General features: G+C 67.6%; 16 protein-coding genes. 15 read left to right on the forward strand and 1 reads right to left on the reverse strand.

Translation table 11 applies throughout. The features are described from left to right. Positions 1-126 precede the first annotated feature (126 nt). The 6 genes from rsmD (at position 127) to G7Y49_RS10000 (ending at position 5,225) form a co-directional block, all read left to right on the forward strand. On the forward strand, positions 127-708 hold the full coding sequence (gene rsmD, locus G7Y49_RS09975; protein WP_165173395.1) for a 16S rRNA (guanine(966)-N(2))-methyltransferase RsmD: 582 nt from the start codon (positions 127-129) through the stop codon (positions 706-708). Positions 709-712: 4 nt separating this feature from the next. After that, positions 713-1,198: a pantetheine-phosphate adenylyltransferase gene (gene coaD, locus G7Y49_RS09980; RefSeq protein ID WP_165173398.1), complete on the forward strand. Its 486-nt coding sequence runs from the start codon at positions 713-715 to the stop codon at positions 1,196-1,198. A gap of 189 nt (positions 1,199-1,387) precedes the next feature. After that, positions 1,388-1,657 carry a DUF1778 domain-containing protein gene (locus G7Y49_RS09985; RefSeq protein ID WP_165173402.1) on the forward strand — a complete coding sequence of 90 codons (270 nt, stop codon included), beginning with the start codon at positions 1,388-1,390 and terminating at the stop codon, positions 1,655-1,657. Then, a complete protein-coding gene (locus tag G7Y49_RS09990) occupies positions 1,654-2,130 on the forward strand; it encodes a GNAT family N-acetyltransferase (protein ID WP_165173404.1) in 477 nt (158 codons plus the stop codon). The genes G7Y49_RS09985 and G7Y49_RS09990 overlap by 4 nt, the downstream gene beginning before the upstream one ends. A 191-nt stretch (positions 2,131-2,321) precedes the next feature. Beyond that, positions 2,322-4,493: a CocE/NonD family hydrolase gene (locus G7Y49_RS09995; protein ID WP_165173406.1), complete on the forward strand. Its 2,172-nt coding sequence runs from the start codon at positions 2,322-2,324 to the stop codon at positions 4,491-4,493. A 102-nt stretch (positions 4,494-4,595) separates the two neighbouring features. Beyond that, positions 4,596-5,225: a TetR/AcrR family transcriptional regulator gene (locus tag G7Y49_RS10000; protein WP_165173408.1), complete on the forward strand. Its 630-nt coding sequence runs from the start codon at positions 4,596-4,598 to the stop codon at positions 5,223-5,225. Positions 5,226-5,341: 116 nt separating this feature from the next. On the opposite strand, the gene G7Y49_RS10005 is transcribed toward G7Y49_RS10000, so the two are convergent. Then, positions 5,342-6,733 (reverse strand): carboxylate--amine ligase, encoded by a 1,392-nt coding sequence (locus tag G7Y49_RS10005; RefSeq protein ID WP_165173410.1) that lies wholly within the window; start codon positions 6,731-6,733, stop codon positions 5,342-5,344. Between the two features lie 271 nt (positions 6,734-7,004). Here G7Y49_RS10005 and G7Y49_RS10010 point away from each other — a divergent pair, with 271 nt between their 5' ends. From G7Y49_RS10010 to G7Y49_RS10050, 9 genes are all read left to right on the forward strand, one after another. Beyond that, entirely contained in the window at positions 7,005-7,475 is a 471-nt protein-coding gene (locus G7Y49_RS10010; protein ID WP_165053564.1) for an ATP synthase F0 subunit B, read from the forward strand. A 116-nt stretch (positions 7,476-7,591) separates the two neighbouring features. Continuing rightward, on the forward strand, positions 7,592-8,146 hold the full coding sequence (locus G7Y49_RS10015; RefSeq protein WP_165173412.1) for a DUF177 domain-containing protein: 555 nt from the start codon (positions 7,592-7,594) through the stop codon (positions 8,144-8,146). Further along, a complete protein-coding gene (locus G7Y49_RS10020; protein ID WP_165173414.1) occupies positions 8,136-9,941 on the forward strand; it encodes an ABC transporter ATP-binding protein in 1,806 nt (601 codons plus the stop codon). Before G7Y49_RS10015 ends, G7Y49_RS10020 begins: the two co-directional genes overlap by 11 nt. Positions 9,942-10,181: 240 nt before the next feature. Beyond that, positions 10,182-11,351 (forward strand): ATP-binding protein, encoded by a 1,170-nt coding sequence (locus G7Y49_RS10025; protein ID WP_165173416.1) that lies wholly within the window; start codon positions 10,182-10,184, stop codon positions 11,349-11,351. Between the two features lie 51 nt (positions 11,352-11,402). Next, complete coding sequence (gene rhaD, locus G7Y49_RS10030) at positions 11,403-12,524, forward strand: rhamnulose-1-phosphate aldolase (protein WP_165173418.1); 1,122 nt, start codon at positions 11,403-11,405, stop codon at positions 12,522-12,524. 179 nt (positions 12,525-12,703) lie between these two features. Next, on the forward strand, positions 12,704-12,883 hold the full coding sequence (rpmF, locus tag G7Y49_RS10035; protein ID WP_165047839.1) for a 50S ribosomal protein L32: 180 nt from the start codon (positions 12,704-12,706) through the stop codon (positions 12,881-12,883). Between the two features lie 383 nt (positions 12,884-13,266). Next, positions 13,267-14,265 (forward strand): phosphate acyltransferase PlsX, encoded by a 999-nt coding sequence (gene plsX, locus G7Y49_RS10040; RefSeq protein ID WP_165173420.1) that lies wholly within the window; start codon positions 13,267-13,269, stop codon positions 14,263-14,265. Continuing rightward, positions 14,262-15,167: a ribonuclease III gene (gene rnc, locus G7Y49_RS10045; protein WP_165173422.1), complete on the forward strand. Its 906-nt coding sequence runs from the start codon at positions 14,262-14,264 to the stop codon at positions 15,165-15,167. Before plsX ends, rnc begins: the two co-directional genes overlap by 4 nt. Positions 15,168-15,176: 9 nt before the next feature. Further along, the coding region (locus G7Y49_RS10050) for a chromosome segregation SMC family protein (RefSeq protein WP_165173424.1) at positions 15,177-16,264 on the forward strand (1,088 nt) is incomplete at its 3' end.

Raw genomic sequence — 16,264 nt, forward strand, 5'->3', positions numbered from 1 at the left:
CGGCAGGCGGCCCGCCGCGGGAGGGGCCGCGCGCCGGCCCTCCCCCTGCGGACCCGCCCGCGGCGGACCGCGGCGTCGCGGACCGCGCCGCACCACTCATGACACTTCGAGCTGAAAGGACCACCCATGCGCATCATCGCCGGCGAGCACAAAGGCAGGCGCCTCGTCGCGCCGAAGGGACGCGGCACGCGTCCGACCACCGACCGCGTGCGCGAGTCGCTCATGAGCGCGCTCGTGAGCGCATGCGGCGGGCTCGAGGGCGCGGTGGTGCTCGACGCGTTCGCGGGCTCGGGCGCGCTCGCGCTCGAGGTGATGTCGCGCGGCGGGGCGCTCGCGTGCCTGTGCGAGTGCGACCGCGGGGCGCTCAAGGCGATCGAGGAGAACGTGCGCGCGCTCGGGTACGGGCGCGACCAGGTGCGCGTCTGCCGCACCGACGTGCTGAAGAGCGGCGCGCCCCGTTTGCGCGAGCCGTACAGCCTCGTGCTGCTCGACCCGCCCTACGCGCTCGAGGCGCGCGAGGTGCTCGGGGTCGTGGGGCGGCTCGCGACGGCGGGCGCGCTCGCGCCCGGCGCGGTGGTGTCCTACGAGCACGGCGCGGCGTCGAACGCGGCGGTCGAGGAGGCGGCCGCGGCGAGCGGTTTGTCCCTTGCCTCGCGGCGCGCCTACGGCGATACTGTGATCGACCTGCTTGAGCGAGAAGGAGAGTAACGGCATGAAGCGCGCCCTCACCCCGGGAACGTTTGACCCCATCACCAGCGGACACCTCGACGTGATCACGCGCGCCGCGCAGCTGTTCGACGAGGTGGTCGTGGCGGTGGCCGCGTCGCAGAAGAAGGGCCCGCGCGGGCCGCTGTTCTCCCTCGAGGAGCGCGTCGAGCTGGCGCGCGAGGCCACGTCGCACCTGCCCAACGTGCGCGTGGAGGCGTTCGACGAGCTCCTGGTCGACTTCGCCCGCCGCATGGGCGCCGAGGTGGTCATCAAGGGCCTGCGCGCCGTGACCGACTTCGAGTACGAGTTCCAGATGACGGCGCTGAACTACCAGCTCGACCGCGAGCTCGAGACGATGTTCATCATGTCGCCTCCGCAGTACATGTACCTGTCGAGCTCCATCGTGAGGGAGATCGCGAGCCTCCACGGCGACCTGGACCAGTTCGTCCCGCCCTGCGTGAAAGAAGCCCTCGAGCGGAAGTTCGCCTAAGCCCGCCCGAGCTCTCCTGTGTCCGCTTGAGTCCGCTCAGGTCAACCGAGGGGATTGTGTTGCGGCCTTCCTGCCCGGTTCCGTTCTGCGTCGCGCGTTCTTCGCGAGGCGTTTCCCCGTACCGCTGAGTCTCCTCTTGATTGTACGGAATATTTCCGTACAATTGAAGAAACCTCGAAAGGAGCTAACATGGCACCGGTGATGGAAAGGTCCTGTCGCATTGACATCAGGCTGACGCAGCCCCAGCGGACGAGCTACGAACGGGCTGCCGCGCTCAAGGGCCAGACGCTGTCGCAGTGGACGACCCAGCACCTCGACGAGTGCGCGCGCCGCGACATCGACGAGGCGAGAGCCACGCAGCTCGATGACGAGGCTTTCGAGGTGTTCTGTCAGATGCTCGAAGCCCCTCTGCCGAAGGCCGCCTCTGAGCTCCTGGCCCGTGAGGAAATCTGGGTATGACGGGGTTCACCAGGCCCGTTCAGCTTCGCGAAGGGGAGCGGATCGAGGGCTTTCGGTGCGGCAACGAGGCGGTCGACCGATGGGCTGCCGACCACGCGGCCGACGCGCGCAAGAGGGGGACCGCCGTCGTCTACGTCTCCTTCTGCGGAGATGCGGTGGCGGGCTTCTACACGCTCAGCGCGCACTCGGTGGCCCGGTCCGACGTGTCGGGAGGCTGGTTCAAGAGGAACGCGCCCGAGCAGGTTCCCGCCGTCCTCCTGGGGATGATGGGCGTCGATGAGCGCTACAAGGGCCGCGGCCTCGGCGCGCAGCTTCTGCGCGACGCCATCCTCAACGCACTCAAGATAGCCGACCTCGCGGGTGCGCGGGCGCTCATCGTGGACCCTGTCGACGCGTCGGCTGCAAGGTTCTACGGGCGCTTCGGCTTCAAGGAGCTGCCGGGAACGCATCGCATGGCCCTGAAGCTCTCCTAGGCCAAGCGGCCGGCGCCACACCCACCCTACGGATGCGGCGCTCGGACATTGCGCGGGATGTTTGTTCGTATCGAACAATTTCATATTCGTTTGTATTCGACTGAGCGGGCGGATGCGCCTAATCTGATTCCAACGCGGCTGTCCTGACTGCGGCAACGTGCTGCGGATGCCTCAGGAGAAAGGGGAAAATCATGGTTGAGAGCACTCTCGAGGGCCGCTTCGTCGAAGGCCCCGTCTGTGGGCTGAGGTACGATACCCAGACCCACCACGGCCTAACTGATGAGGCTGGCACGTTCCTCTACGAGCCTGGCGAGACGGTTACCTTCTGCGTAGGCGACTTGATCTTGGGCTCGGTTTCGGGCAGGGAAGAGGTGACCTGCGCGCATCTGACACCTGAGGTGTTGGGGAACGTCAAGCGCATCGCCAATCGCAAGGTGACTAACCGCTCCCGCTTCCTGCAGAGCCTAGATGTCGAGGGTGACCTTGAGCAGGGGGTCACCATCACTGAGGGCGTGGCGAACGTCGTCAGTGCTCACAAATACGAGATCAACTTCGACACCGACGAGATCTCCTTCGAGGCCGAGACGAAGGCTCTCTTCGCCGAGATCGGCGGCGCGCTGCGCAGCCCCGCCGCGGCGCGCAACGAGCTCCGCCGCACGCTCATGGGCATCAAGCGCCTGGTCGATGTCAAGATCCCGCTGCGCGACGGCGCCTACGTGCTCGGCGACGTGTTCATGCCTGCAAAGCCCGGCGCATATCCCGTGCTCTTGAGCATGGGCGGCTACGGCAAGGCATTCTGGTTCGGCAACGTCGCCGACGAAGCCGAGGCGGCGCTGCGCGAGACCATGGAGGACGACTACTTCGAGGGTAAGCCGGCATTCACGGGGTTCATCCCCTTCCACATCGGCATCGCCGGAGACCCCCTGCCTCCCGCTGAGGCGCTGCCGCCGATGGGCAGCCCGATGAATCCGCCGTTGCCTCACATCAGCGAGCGCTTCGAGCGCGCGAACTCCTGTGACTGGGTGCCCCACGGCTACGTCGTCATCCACATAGACGGGCGTGGCACCGGGTCAACGCCCGGCACCTACAAGCAGTTCAGTCTCGAGGAGGCGCGCGATCTCTACGACTCCATCGAGTGGGCCGCGGCCCAACCGTGGAGCAACGGCAGCGTGGGCTTGTACGGTGCATCGTACTACGCCATGAACGCCTTTTCCACCGCCGCCTTGCAGCCGCCTCATCTGAAGGCCATGATCGCCCTGGCGGGCGACTCCGACTCGTTCCGTGACGTGATCTTCGGCAACGGGGGCCTGTACAACCCATTCAACTTTATCGCGCACGTGCACTGCAAGGGCCAGGAGAAGTTCGACTGGCTGTCTGAGGCGAAGGCGCATCCCTTCTTCGACGAAGCGCTCTACGGCCCCGAGGGAACTATCAGCCCGAGTCTGAACCTGGACAACGTCAAGGTGCCGTTCTGGACCTCCATTCCGCTGGAAGCTCCCATCCACATCCGCGGCACGAGCGAGATCTTCACGCACTCTGCCTCCACGGACAAGAAGATGACCATCATCTCCGAACCCGGCATTCACTTCTGGATGTACGGCAAAGACCACCTGGACGACCACCGCGCTTTCCTCGATCACTGGCTGAAGGGCGTGGACAACGGCATCATGGACGAGCCTCCCGTCAACATCATGGTCCGTACCGGCTGGGGCAGCTACTACTGGAGACGGGAAAACGAGTGGCCTCTGCCCGGCACACAGTACAAGAAGCTGTACCTGGACGCTTCCGATGGTCTGGTTCTGCGCGGTGAGGTGGCGCAGGCTGACGGCAGCGTGTCTTATGCCGCCGAGGGCCAGGATACCGCGGTGTTCACGAGCGCTCCGTTCGAGGAGGACGTGACCATCATCGGGCAGCTCAAGCTGAACGCCTGGGTTGAATCCACGTCGTATGACATGGCGCTCGACGTGAACCTGCGCGTGTGTGACGAGAACGGCCAGGAGGTCATCTACAGCTGCGAGCGCGCCACCCCGGCCGCCTTCGGCGGCGGACGTCCCTTCCCGCTCAGCAAGGGCGGCCTGAAGGTATCCCATCGCAAGCTGGACGAGGAGCGCTCCACCGATGCGCGCCCGTTCCACACGCACCTGGAGCGCGACTACCAGCCCCTGCGCGAAGGCGAGATAGTAGAATGCCAGGTGGAGATCTTGCCCACCACCGCGGTGATCAAGAAGGGCTGGACGCTCAAGCTCATCTTCCAGCCGTGGCACGATGAGGTCGACCCGGAATACGAGAAGGGCGCCACCTACACGGTGCACGCGGGCCCCGAGCGCATCTCCTACCTGCAGTTGCCTGTCATCCCCTGCTAAGGCTGGTCACGAGCATAGCATGGCTGGGCATAGCGTATAATTCTGCCAGCCGCGGGGCGCATCCCGCGGCTGGCTTTCGCGCCTTTTAGGGGGAGGGGAACCATGAAGCTGACGGAGGGCATGGGAAAGAGCGAGGCGGCCATCATCGACGCCTGCCTGAACGTCATGCGCTTCAAACCGTACGACAAGGTACGCGTGAAGGACGTCCTCGAAGAAAGCGGAGTGGTGCGCTCTACCTTCTACAAGTACTTCGACGATATGTATTCCCTGCTCGAGCGGGTGGAGATCATGCTGCTCGGACGGCTGAGCCTGTACAAGAGCTCGAGCAAGGCGGCGCGTGAGGCGTACGCCGGCATGCCGTTCGAGTCCATGGAGAACTGGTTCGAGGTCTGCATCGAGCTTCGCGGCGCCGTGGCGCCTCTCATGGGTCCCAACGGCGACCCGTACTTCTACCGCCGTCTGCAGAATCAGATGCGGCGCGAACTGAACGACATGATGGACGATGACGGCGTGCCCGCCGACCGCAAGCGCCCCTATTACGTGGAGCTATGCACAGCAGCCTACATCGGCATCCTGTCCTACCTGATCACCACCGGCGATGATGACCTGCTGCTCTCGGCGCGAGAGATGGCGACGATGGCTAACTCTGCGCGTGCGGCGTGGTTCATGCTGGACGAGCGAAGCCCGGACATCTCCGAGGAGCGCCTGTTCGGACAGCCTGATCGGGAGTAATGACGGGAAGGCGTCCGAGGCAGGCGCGATGCGCGTCGTTCGGTCGATTGACCGCGTGAAGCGCATCGCGCCCACTTGGTGCCCGCAGCCTCTCCTCTGCGATGGCGCGAAGAAGCCTACTCGTCTTGCACCCAGAGGGTGGGGGCCACCACGAACGTGCCGGGGGCGGTGACGTTCTCCGTGGGCCCGAGGCGGTTGTAGACGCCGGCGAACTGGCCGTCGAACACGTACAGGCCGGTGAGGCAGCCGAAGTCGCGCACGGGCCCCGAGAAGTCGGCCTCGTCGCCGTAGAGCGGAATCGCCGGGGTGCGTGCGGGGGCGCAGAACTCCTGCACGAGGTAGGCTGACGGGCCCGCGTCGGCGCGGCAGCGCTCGACGACGTCCGCCCATTCGGCGCGGCTGAACTGCGCGCCCACGTAGACGCCCTTGTTGTCGTACCAGTCGGTGGGCTTGATCACCCAGCGCGCGGGCTCTTCCAGCACCTGGTCCACGGGGAGGCGCGGGTCGTCGAGAAACGCCGTGAAGGGGAGGGACTCCTCGACGAAGGCGCGCTCGGCGGGCGTGAGCAGGGCCTGCGCGGCGGGGTCGCGCAGCACCGCGAACAGCTGCTTGTCGTGGGCGACCTGGGTCGCGAAGCTGCCGATCATGGGCACGGCGCCCGAGGTGACGGCGGTGACGAAGTCCTGGCAGTCGTCCCAGTGCTGTAGCAGGTCGACCACGATGCAGAAGCGCCAGACCACGTCGATCGGCTGGTTGGGCGCTCCCTCGCGGGGGGTTGCGCAGGCGAGGCGCCCGCCCTCGAAGGCGAGGTCGCGCACGTCGCAGACGCTCGCGTCGGCGCCCGCCGCGCGGAAGAGCGCGGCGTAGCGGGAAAGCTCACCTAAGGGCACGTCGTCGCCGTCCATGCACATGACGATGGCGACGTGCGGGTGCTCCTTGGCGCCCTCGCACGCCCCGTACAGGCGCATGAAGTCAGCCACCCATCCCTCGAACAGGCGCTCTGCGTCGTCTTCCAGGCGATGGCGCGCGGCGAACGCCTGGCAGGGGGCGCTCGGGCGCAGGGCGTCAAGCGCTGCGCGGGTCTTGTTCATGCCCGACGAGCAGTCGGCGTTGAACTCGACGAAGCGCGCCGCGCCGCTGTCCTCGTCGAAGAAGCAGTCGAAGCGCGCGTAGGGGAGCAGGCGCGCGCTCGCGCGCGGGGCCAGGATGAGGTCGCGTACGCGCTCGTCGAAGGAGAACAGCTCCCTGAACTGCGGGTCGTCCAGGTAGGCGGCGATCACCTTCTCGAGGATGCCGTGCACGGTGAGCGCGGTTGACGCAAGCTGGTCGCGCGTGCGCTGGTCGAGGATGCGCGGCAGGTACGAGATGGGAGCGGGCGCGCCGCCCACGTACGCGCTGCTCGCCTTCATGCGCTCCCATGCGTCGCGCCTGCCCCCGCCGCGCTCGTCGGTGGCGTGTACGAGCTCGAGGTACTCGTCGGCGGGGGCATGGCGCTCGGCAACGTTCATGGGGTGCTCCTTGGTCGGGGGTAGAGGCGCGCTGCCGAGGGCGTGGCCGCGACAGCCTGTCCAGTGTAGCGCAACGCGGCCCTGCGCGGGGCGCAGGGCGCGCGGTGCTCGGGTAACCGTTTTCCCGCAAATGTGCGCCCTTTGTGCGCCGACGCGCGTTCTTTTTCCCAACATGGTAGAATAATCAAACTCATGTGCAGTTTACCTGCATCGATATAAGTTGAACTCAGCGGGGCGGCTGCCTGCCGGCCCTTGAGGTGGAAGGAACATCATGGACGAAACCGGAGTCTTGGGTCTGCTCGAAGAGCTCTCTATTCTGCTTGAGGACTCGAAGCCGGTCTTTGGCAAGAACAATCTTCGCCAGGTTGACATCACGGCGGCCTTCGAGATCATGGACGAGATTCGCGACACGTTCCCCAGCGAGTTCGCCCAGTCCCGCCAGATCGTGCGCGAGCGCCAGAGCCTCCTCGACGACGCCGAGGCTGAGGCGAACCGCCTGATCGAGGACGCGCGCAGCCAGGCCATCACCATCGCGAGCGAGCAGGAGATCGTGCGCATCTCCCAGCAGCAGGCCGAGACCATCATGGCTGACGCCCGCGAGCTCGAGCGCCAGACCCGCGCCGGCGCGGAGGACTACGCCGACGAGGTGTTCGGGCACGTCGAGCAGAGCCTCGACACGCTGCTCAACAACGTGCGCCGCTGCCGTGACCGCCTGAACGCCAACTCCATCAACGTCCGCTAAGCTGACCTGCGCCGCGGCGCTCGCATCAGCCCCGCCCCCTCTCGGCGCCTTGCGTCGGGGACGCGGCGGGCATGCGGGACGGTCGCGCGCGTCCGCCGCGAGATTCGAGGGTAGACATGGAATCCATTCGCATTCACATCCCTCACGAGCTCTTCGCGCCTGCGGAGAGCTCTCATTTTGAGGGGACCATCGAGGTGCCGGCGCTGAAGGCCGGCCCTGACCTGTACTCGTTCGCCCGCCCGCTCGCCTGGCAGGTCGACGTCACCAACACCGGCGACGCGCTTCTGGTCACGGGAACCGTCGAGGGTGACGCCGCCACGTCGTGCGCGCGCTGCCTGGAGGACGTCAAGCTTTCCCTGACGGGGGAGATCGAGGGCTACTTCCTGCTCGGCGGCGAGGACGCCGAGGCGCCCGAGGACATGGACGAGGACGAGTTCGAGGTGCTGCCCGAGGACAACGCCGTCGACCTCACGGCGCTCGTGCAGGCCGCGCTCTTGCTCGAGGTGCCGCTCATCCCGCTGTGCGACGACGACTGCAAGGGGCTGTGCCCCACGTGCGGCGCGAACCTCAACGAGGGCGCGTGCGCGTGCGGCGAGCCGGCTGAGGACCCCGACTTCGAGCTGGCGCGCAACCCCTTCGCCGCGCTGAAGGACCTGCGCTTTGACGAATGACGTGCGCCTGGGGGACGAGGCGAACGCGCACGTCTCCGCAGGCCAGGTTTGGAAGGCGTTTCTCGGCTACTACCGTCCCTACAAGCTCCTGCTCTTGTGCGACCTGGCGTGCGCCGTGGTGCTCGCCTGCATCGACCTGGCGTTCCCGCAGTTTCTGAACTTCTTCACGAAGGAGTTCTTCCTCTCGGAGCCAGGCGTGATCCTGCGCTCGCTCGGGTGGATCGCCGCGCTGTTCGCGGCGCTCTACCTCGTGCGCACGGGCTGCCAGTACTTCATCACGTGCTGGGGGCACATCATGGGCGCGCGCATGGAGGCGGACATGCGGCGCGACCTGTTCGCGCAGTACCAGCGCCTGGGCTTCGACTACTACGACCGCCACAACACCGGCACCATGATGTCGAAGATCACGAGCGACCTGTTCGACATCTCCGAGCTCGCGCACCACGGGCCCGAGAACCTGCTCGTGTGCGCGTTCAAGATCATCGGCTCGTTCGCGCTGCTGTTCATGGTCAACGTGCCGCTCACGCTCGTGATGCTGGCGGTGACCGCCGTGATGGCGGCGTTCTCGTTCTGGCGCAACTACTGCCGCCGCACCATCTTCCGCGAGAACCGCGTGCGCATGGCGGGCATCAACGCCACGGTGCAAGACTCGCTCGGCGGCATCCGCGTGGTGAGGTCGTTCGGCGGCGAGCGCGCCGAGAAGGCCAAGTTCGCGCAGGCCAACGTGGCGTTCCTTGACACGAAGAACCGCTCGTACCGCTTTCTGGGGGCGTTCCACGCGGCGAACTCGCTGTTCTTGGGCGCGCTGTACACGGTGTGCGTGGTGGGCGGCGGCTACTTCGTGGCGCAGGGCAGCCTCGAGGTGTCCGACCTGGCTATCTACGCGCTCTACATCGGCATCTTCATCGCGCCGGTCGAGCAGCTCATCAACTTCACCGAGACGCTCCAGAAGGGCTACGCGGGCTTCCGCCGCTTCATGGAGGTGCTCGTGGAGGCGCCCTCGGTGACGGACGCGCCCGGCGCGCCGGACCTGGCCGCGGCGGCGGGCGGGTGCGTGCGCGGGGAGGTGCGCTATCGCGGCGTGCGCTTCTCCTACGACGGCGAGGTCGAGGTGCTGCGCGGGCTTGACCTGCATATACCCGCGGGGACGACCGTGGCGCTCGTGGGGCCGAGCGGGGGCGGCAAGACCACCACGTGCGCGCTCCTGCCGCGCTTCTACGACGTGGGCGCGGGGTCGGTCTCCGTCGACGGCGTCGACGTGCGCGACGTGAGCGCGTCGTCGCTGCGGGACGCCATCGGCATCGTGCAGCAGGACGTGTACCTGTTCGGCGGCACCATCGCCGAGAACATCGCGTACGGGCGCCCGGGCGCCACGCACGAGGAGATCGTGGAGGCGGCGCGGCGCGCGAGCATCCATGACTTCGTGATGTCGCTGCCGCAGGGCTACGACACGCTCGTGGGGGAGCGCGGCGCGCGCCTGTCGGGCGGGCAGAAGCAGCGCGTGGCCATCGCGCGCGTGTTTTTGCGCGATCCGCGCATCCTCATCTTGGACGAGGCCACGAGCGCGCTCGACAACGAGAGCGAGAGCGCCATCCAGCGCTCGCTCGAGGAGCTTTCGCGCGGGCGCACCACCATCGTGATCGCGCACCGCCTGTCGACCATCCGCAACGCGCGCATGATCGCGGTGGTGGAGGACGGCCGCGTGGTGGAGTTCGGCACGCACGCCGAGCTCATGGAGCGCGGCGGCACCTACGCCCGCTACTACGAGATGCAGTTCGGCGCTCACGGGGAGTGAGGCGGCGCCGCGCGGGTTGCGAGACCCGGCGTGGACGGCACGCGAGCGCGAGCGCAGGCGTGATGCGGGTGCATGATGCGGGTGCGTGCCGCGCCGCGGGAAGCGCGGCTTTCGCCCAGGGCAGAGCAAATGCGCTCACTGCACTCACCCAGTGCATATTTCACGGGAAATCGCACTCACACAGTGCGATTTTGCTCTATAATTGCACTGTATGAGTGCGATTTGAGCAAAGGAGTCCTCATGGACCGTCTCTACGAGTACATGCACCGCTTGCTCGACGAGGTGCCCACCGCGTTCTACCGCTATATGTATCCTCAGGTCAACTGGGATGGCAGAATGCTCGGCATCGTCGGGCCGCGCGGCGTGGGCAAGACGACCATGCTGCTCCAGCGCGCCAAGGAGCTGATCGGCTCGTCGCGCGTCCTCTACGTCACGGCCGACAGCATGTACTTCGCCAGCCACACCCTTTACGACACGGCTGAGGCGTTCGTCAAGCAGGGCGGCTCGCATCTGCTCATCGACGAGGTGCACAAGTACCCGAGCTGGTCGCGCGAGCTGAAGGCCGTCTACGACGCCTTCCCCGACTTGCACGTGTGCTTCACGGGGTCGTCGATCCTCGACATAGAGAAGGGCGAGGCGGATCTCAGCCGCCGCGCACCGCGCTACCTCATGCAGGGCCTGTCGTTCCGCGAGTTTCTGGGGATGCGCCACGGCATCGCCTTCGACGCGTTCACGCTTGACGAGGTGCTTGAGCACAAGGCGCGCATCCCGGACGTCAAGCACCCGCTGCCTTATTTTGCCGAGTACCTGCGAAGCGGGTACTATCCGTTCGGCTCTGACCCCGACTTCCCCATCGAGCTCGGGCAGGTCATCGCGCGTACGCTTGAGGTCGACATCCCCCAGTTCGCGGAGATGAACACGGCGACGGGGCGCAAGCTCAAGCAGCTCATGGCGGTTGTGAGCACGCTCGCGCCCTTCAAGCCGAACATGACGAGCCTCGCAGGCAAGATCCAGGCAAGCCGCAACAACATCGAGGACTACCTCGTCTACATGGAAAAGGCCGGCATGATCGCCCGACTTGAGACGGGCACCGGCGGATTGGGCGCCTTGGGGAAGACGGAGAAGGTCTACCTCGACAATACGAACATCTTATACAATCTGGGCGGAGGCAACGTGGACGTCGGCACGGTGAGGGAGACGTTCTTCTTCAATCAGATGCGCGTGCGGCACAGGGTTACCGCGTCCGCGCTCGCCGACTTCGCCATTGGCGGCATAACCTTTGAGGTGGGAGGCAGGAGCAAGGGCGCTGACCAGCTGAAGGGTGCGGAGCGTGGCATCGTCGTCAAGGACGACATCGAGTACGGGTTCGGCAACGTGGTTCCGCTCTGGGCGTTCGGGCTGACGTATTGACGGTGGCGGCGTGCGGCGAAGGTGGTTTCGGGTATGGAGAGGAGCGCGGGCGTGGATGATGCGATGCAGGCGGCGTTCGAGGCGCTGCCGTTCGTCCGCGGGATGGCGCGGATGTGCGCTGACGGCTGGGAACGGGGCTGGCACGAGCGCAACGGCGGCAACGCATCGTATCGCCTGACGGAGGGCGAGGCGGAGCACGTGCGCGCGCTGCATGCGGGCGAGCCGGGGGCGTGGGCGCCGCTCGGCGTGGAAGCGCCCGAGGTGGCCGGCGCGCTCTTTCTGGTGACGGCCACGGGCTCGTTCATGCGCAACGTGGCCGACGATCCCTCGCGCGCGCTCGGCATCGTGGAAGTTGACGGCGCGGGCGGCGCATGGCGCACGCTCTGCGGCTTCTCGGGTGGCGGGCGGCCCACGAGCGAGTTCGCGGGGCACCTGCTCATCCATGCGGCGCGCCTGCAGGCGCATGACGCGGGGGAGTGTGGCGCGCCGGCTGCGCGTGCTGACGAGCCGCGCGTGCTCTACCACGCGCACCCGGTGCCGGTGATCGCGCTCACGAAGGTGCTGCCGCCTGACGCGCGCATCCTCACGCGCGCGCTCTGGCGCGCCATGACCGAGTGCGTGATGGTGTTTCCCGAGGGCGTCGGGTGCGTGGGGCTCGAGGTGCCCGGCAGCTTGGAGCTCGCACGCGCCTCGGCTGAGCAGGCGCGCCGCCACGCGGCGGTCATCTGGGCGCACCACGGCCTCCTGAGCACGGGTGCCACCTTCGACGACGCGTTCGGTCGCATGCACGCCATCGTGAAGGCGGCCGAGATCCACAACGCAGCGCTCATGATGGCCGGCGGGCACGCCGGAGCAGGCGGGAGCACGTACACCGGGTCCGGCGTGGCGTCGGCGGGCGCGCGTGTGACGGCCACGGGCGAAGACGCCGCGTTTCCCTATGACCTGACCGACGAGGATCTGCGCACCCTCGCGCGCGGCCTCGGCGTCACCCTCAACGAGGACTTCATCGGCGATAGTCGTTGCGCTCCTGGCTCCTCCGTCCAGGCTCGCCAGCAGACGCTCGAGCGCCTTGAGGATGAGCTGGATGCACGCGACCTCAGGGAGGCTGTCGAGCAAGACGACGGGCGACGCGTGCCGTGGAGTGCGGCTAAGCGTGATCTGGGCCTCTCGTGAGCTGACCGCGCACCCCGCGCCTGCGTGCGGAAGGCGCGCGGAAGGGCAAGATGGAGCGGAAAAAGACGCGATGAGCCCTTGCGAGGGGAGGATCCGTTTGGTAGAATACCGTTTCGTGCGTTTACTGAAACGAGTTACGAGCTTTGAGACGTCGCTCGTGTAATAGAAGGAGTTAGATCATGGCAGTACCTAAGCGTAAGATGGGTCGCGCTCGCACCCATGCTCGTCGTAGCACCAACGACAAGATCACCGCTCCCGCTCGCTCCGTTTGCCCCCAGTGCGGCGAAGTGAAGCTTCCGCATCGCGTGTGCGGTAACTGCGGTTACTACAAGAACCGCGAGGTCATCGAGACCGAGTAGCGCTCTTCCCGCAAGAAAGTCGGGCGGGCGGCACGCCCCCGATGACTCAAAGCCTCCTCGCGCGCCAAGCTCTGCGGCTTGGCCTGCCAGGAGGCTTTTTGGGTGTGCGCGGGAGGAGGCGGCGCCTGCGGTGCTTGCGGCGCTCGTCTGCGGCGTCCGCGTTCGTCCTGCTCGCCCGCCCATCCGCCCCGCTCGCGCCTGTGCCCGCGCCCCGCGCGGAGTTCTTCTGCGTTTTTGCCGCGCCGCGTGCTTTCTGCGGGGCGCGTGCACGTGGTCGGGTATCCTAATGAGAAAACCCATGCGCCCATGCGTCTGCGCGCCGATTTCGGGCGGTCGGACGCATGGGCCCATGCCTAACGCTTGACATGCTGTAAGGAGTACATGTGGCTGAACCAGTAACCATCGTCGTTGACGCCATGGGCGGCGACAACGGCCCGGAGGTCGTGCTGCGCGGCACGCACGCCGCGCTCGAGGCCGACCCCGACCTGCACGTCATCGTGTGCGGGCCCGCGGACGTGGCAGGGCCCTTCGCGGCGGCGCACGAGCGCTGCCGGGCGCAGGCGACCACCGAGGTCATCGAGATGGGCGAGCACCCCGCGGGCGCGGTGCGCAAGAAGAAGGACTCCTCCATCGTGGTGGGCTGCCGCTTGGTGAAGGAGGGCGCGGCCGACGGGTTCTTCTCGGCGGGCTCCACCGGCGCCTGCCTCGCGGCGGCGACGCTCGTGATGGGGCGCATCCGCGGCGTGAAGCGCCCGGCGCTCGGCCAGGTCATCCCCTCGTACTCAAGCCCCACGCTGCTCGTCGACGTGGGGGCCAACGCCGACTGCAAGCCTGAGTACCTCGTGCAGTTCGCGCAGATGGGGGCGGCGTACGCGCGCGCGATCATGGGCGTCGAGAGCCCGCGGGTGGGCCTGCTCAACATCGGCGCCGAGGAGACGAAGGGCTCCGAGTTCGCGCAGGCCACCTTCGAGGCCCTGCGGCGCGACGTGCCTGAGTTCGCGGGCAACTGCGAGGGCGGCAACCTGCTCGCAGGCGACTTCGACGTGGTGGTGTGCGACGGCTTCACCGGCAACGTGTGCCTGAAGACGCTCGAAGGCACGGCGAAGACCCTGTTCAGCTACTTGAAGGACGCCTTCCTGTCCTCGACGAAGTCGAAGCTCGGGGCGGTGCTGCTCAAGGGCGACCTCTCCGCGCTCAAGGCGAAGGTGAGCCCCGACACCTACGGCGGCGCGCCGCTCCTCGGCGTGAAGGGCGCCTGCATCGTGGGCCACGGCTCCTCGAACGAGCTGGCCGTCAAGAACGGCATCCTCGCGAGCGCGACCACCGTGCGCTCGCACGTGAGCGAGGTCATCGCGGGCGTCGTCGCCGGTGATGCGCGATGAGCCTCTCGCCTGAGCAGGAGCGCAAGCTCGCGCGCGCCGAGGAGATCCTGGGGTATCACTTCGAGCAGGAGCAGCTCATCCTCTCCGCCATCACGCATCCCTCGGCCACCGAGGGCAAGGCGGTCAAGTACTCCTACGAGCGCCTCGAGTTCCTGGGCGACTCCATCCTGGGCGCCATCGTGGCCTCGACGGCCTTCCACCGCTTCCACGAGCTCGACGAGGGCGGCCTCACGCGCATCAAGGTGGCGCTCGTGTCGGGCGCGAGCCTGTCGGACGTGGCCGAGAAGCTGGGGTTCACCGACGTCATCGTGTTCGGCTCGTCGGAGACGGGCACGGGCCGGCGCGGGCTGCACTCGGCGCTCGAGAACGTGTACGAGGCCATCGTGGCCGCGCTCTACCTCGACGGCGGCATCGGCGCGGCCGAGGAGTTCGTGCGCCGCACGCTCATCCCGCGCATGACGCTCGACATGGCGAGCGAGCCCGAGAATCCGAAGAGCGCGCTCCAGGAGAAGCTCCAGGAGGACGGCATCACGCCCACGTACAAGCTGGTGGAGACCCAGGGCCCGCCGCACGACCGCACCTTCGTGGCGCAGGTCTACGCCGGCGAGAAGGGGCTCGCGCGCGGCACCGGCCGCACGAAGAAGGAGGCCGAGAGCCAGGCGGCGAAGTCAACGCTCGCGCGCCTGTCCGAGTTCTTCGGCATCGGCATGACGGGCAAGGAGCGCGCCCAGAAGGAGGCCGCGGCCAAGCGCGCGAAGGCCAGCAAGGCCGCCGAGAAGGCCGAGCGCGAGGCGGCCGCCATGCAGGCGAAGGCCGACAAGGCGGCGGCGCGCGCCGAGGAGAAGCGCGCAGCGCTCGAGGAGCACGACGCGCAAGGCGCTGGCCAGGCATATCAGGAGTAAGCGGCACCGATGTATCTCAAGTCACTGGTTCTCAAGGGCTTCAAGTCCTTCGCCGACCGCAGCGCGCTCACGCTCGAGCCGGGCATCACGGCCATCGTGGGCCCGAACGGCTCGGGGAAGTCCAACATCTCCGACGCGGTGCTGTGGGTGCTCGGCGAGCGCAACGCCAAGCACCTGCGCGGCCAGGCCATGGAGGACGTGATATTCGCGGGCTCCTCGGCGCGCAAGGCCACGGGGCTCGCCGAGGTCGACCTCGTGCTCGACAACTCCGACGGCACGCTGCCAGTAGACTTCGACGAGGTGGCCATCACGCGCCGCATGTACCGCTCGGGCGAGAGCGAGTACCTGATCAACGGCACGGTGGCGCGCCGCATGGACGTGCTCGACATCCTGCACGACTCGGGGCTGGGCACGGGCACGCACTCCATCATCTCCCAGGGCTCGCTCGACTCCATCCTGCAGAGCAAGCCCGAGGACCGCCGCGCGCTCATCGAGGAGGCCGCCGGCGTCCTCAAGCACAAGCAGCGCAAGGCGAAGAGCGAGCGGAAGCTGGCCGCCATGGACCAGCACCTCACCCGCGCGCGCGACGTGGTGGCCGAGGTGGGCCGCCAGCTCGGGCCGCTCGAGCGCAAGGCGAAGAAGGCGCGCACCTACGCCGAGCTGGCGGGTGCGCTCTCCGAGGTGAACCTGCAGCTGGCCGTCGACGACCTGAGGCGCCTGCAGCGCAGCTGGGACGCGTCGCAGGAGGCGGAGGCGCGGCTTTCGGCCGAGATCGAGCAGAAGCGCGCGGCCATCGGGGAGGCTGAGGCAGCCCTCGAGGCGATCCAGGAGCAGATCCGCCGTGAGAGCGTGGACGCCGGCGAGCTGTCGCGGCAGCACCGCGCCGCGGCCGCGGCCGTCGAGCGCTTCGACTCCGCCGCGCTCGTGATGCACGAGCGGCGCCGCGCGGCGGTCACGCGCGCGGGCGAGATCGAGCTGGCGCTGGAGGCGGCGCGTGCCAAGCGCGCCGTGGCCGCCGCCGAGCTGGCCGCCGCCGAGAGCACGCTTGCCGAGGTGCGCGCGAGCCGCGAGGCGGCCGACGCGCGCGTGGAGGCGCT

Origin of the sequence: Adlercreutzia sp. ZJ242, assembly GCF_011038995.1 — a bacterium.
GTDB lineage: Bacteria > Actinomycetota > Coriobacteriia > Coriobacteriales > Eggerthellaceae > CAAEEV01.

What these genes read in the sequence shown, in the direction of transcription:
- rsmD (WP_165173395.1), top strand. Translation starts at nt 127, where the DNA reads ATGCGCATCATCGCCGGCGAGCACAAAGGCAGGCGCCTCGTCGCGCCG.
- coaD (WP_165173398.1), top strand. Translation starts at nt 713, where the DNA reads ATGAAGCGCGCCCTCACCCCGGGAACGTTTGACCCCATCACCAGCGGA.
- G7Y49_RS09985 (WP_165173402.1), top strand. Translation starts at nt 1,388, where the DNA reads ATGGCACCGGTGATGGAAAGGTCCTGTCGCATTGACATCAGGCTGACG.
- G7Y49_RS09990 (WP_165173404.1), top strand. Translation starts at nt 1,654, where the DNA reads ATGACGGGGTTCACCAGGCCCGTTCAGCTTCGCGAAGGGGAGCGGATC.
- G7Y49_RS09995 (WP_165173406.1), top strand. Translation starts at nt 2,322, where the DNA reads ATGGTTGAGAGCACTCTCGAGGGCCGCTTCGTCGAAGGCCCCGTCTGT.
- G7Y49_RS10000 (WP_165173408.1), top strand. Translation starts at nt 4,596, where the DNA reads ATGAAGCTGACGGAGGGCATGGGAAAGAGCGAGGCGGCCATCATCGAC.
- G7Y49_RS10005 (WP_165173410.1), bottom strand. Translation starts at nt 6,733, where the DNA reads ATGAACGTTGCCGAGCGCCATGCCCCCGCCGACGAGTACCTCGAGCTC.
- G7Y49_RS10010 (WP_165053564.1), top strand. Translation starts at nt 7,005, where the DNA reads ATGGACGAAACCGGAGTCTTGGGTCTGCTCGAAGAGCTCTCTATTCTG.
- G7Y49_RS10015 (WP_165173412.1), top strand. Translation starts at nt 7,592, where the DNA reads ATGGAATCCATTCGCATTCACATCCCTCACGAGCTCTTCGCGCCTGCG.
- G7Y49_RS10025 (WP_165173416.1), top strand. Translation starts at nt 10,182, where the DNA reads ATGGACCGTCTCTACGAGTACATGCACCGCTTGCTCGACGAGGTGCCC.
- rpmF (WP_165047839.1), top strand. Translation starts at nt 12,704, where the DNA reads ATGGCAGTACCTAAGCGTAAGATGGGTCGCGCTCGCACCCATGCTCGT.
- rnc (WP_165173422.1), top strand. Translation starts at nt 14,262, where the DNA reads ATGAGCCTCTCGCCTGAGCAGGAGCGCAAGCTCGCGCGCGCCGAGGAG.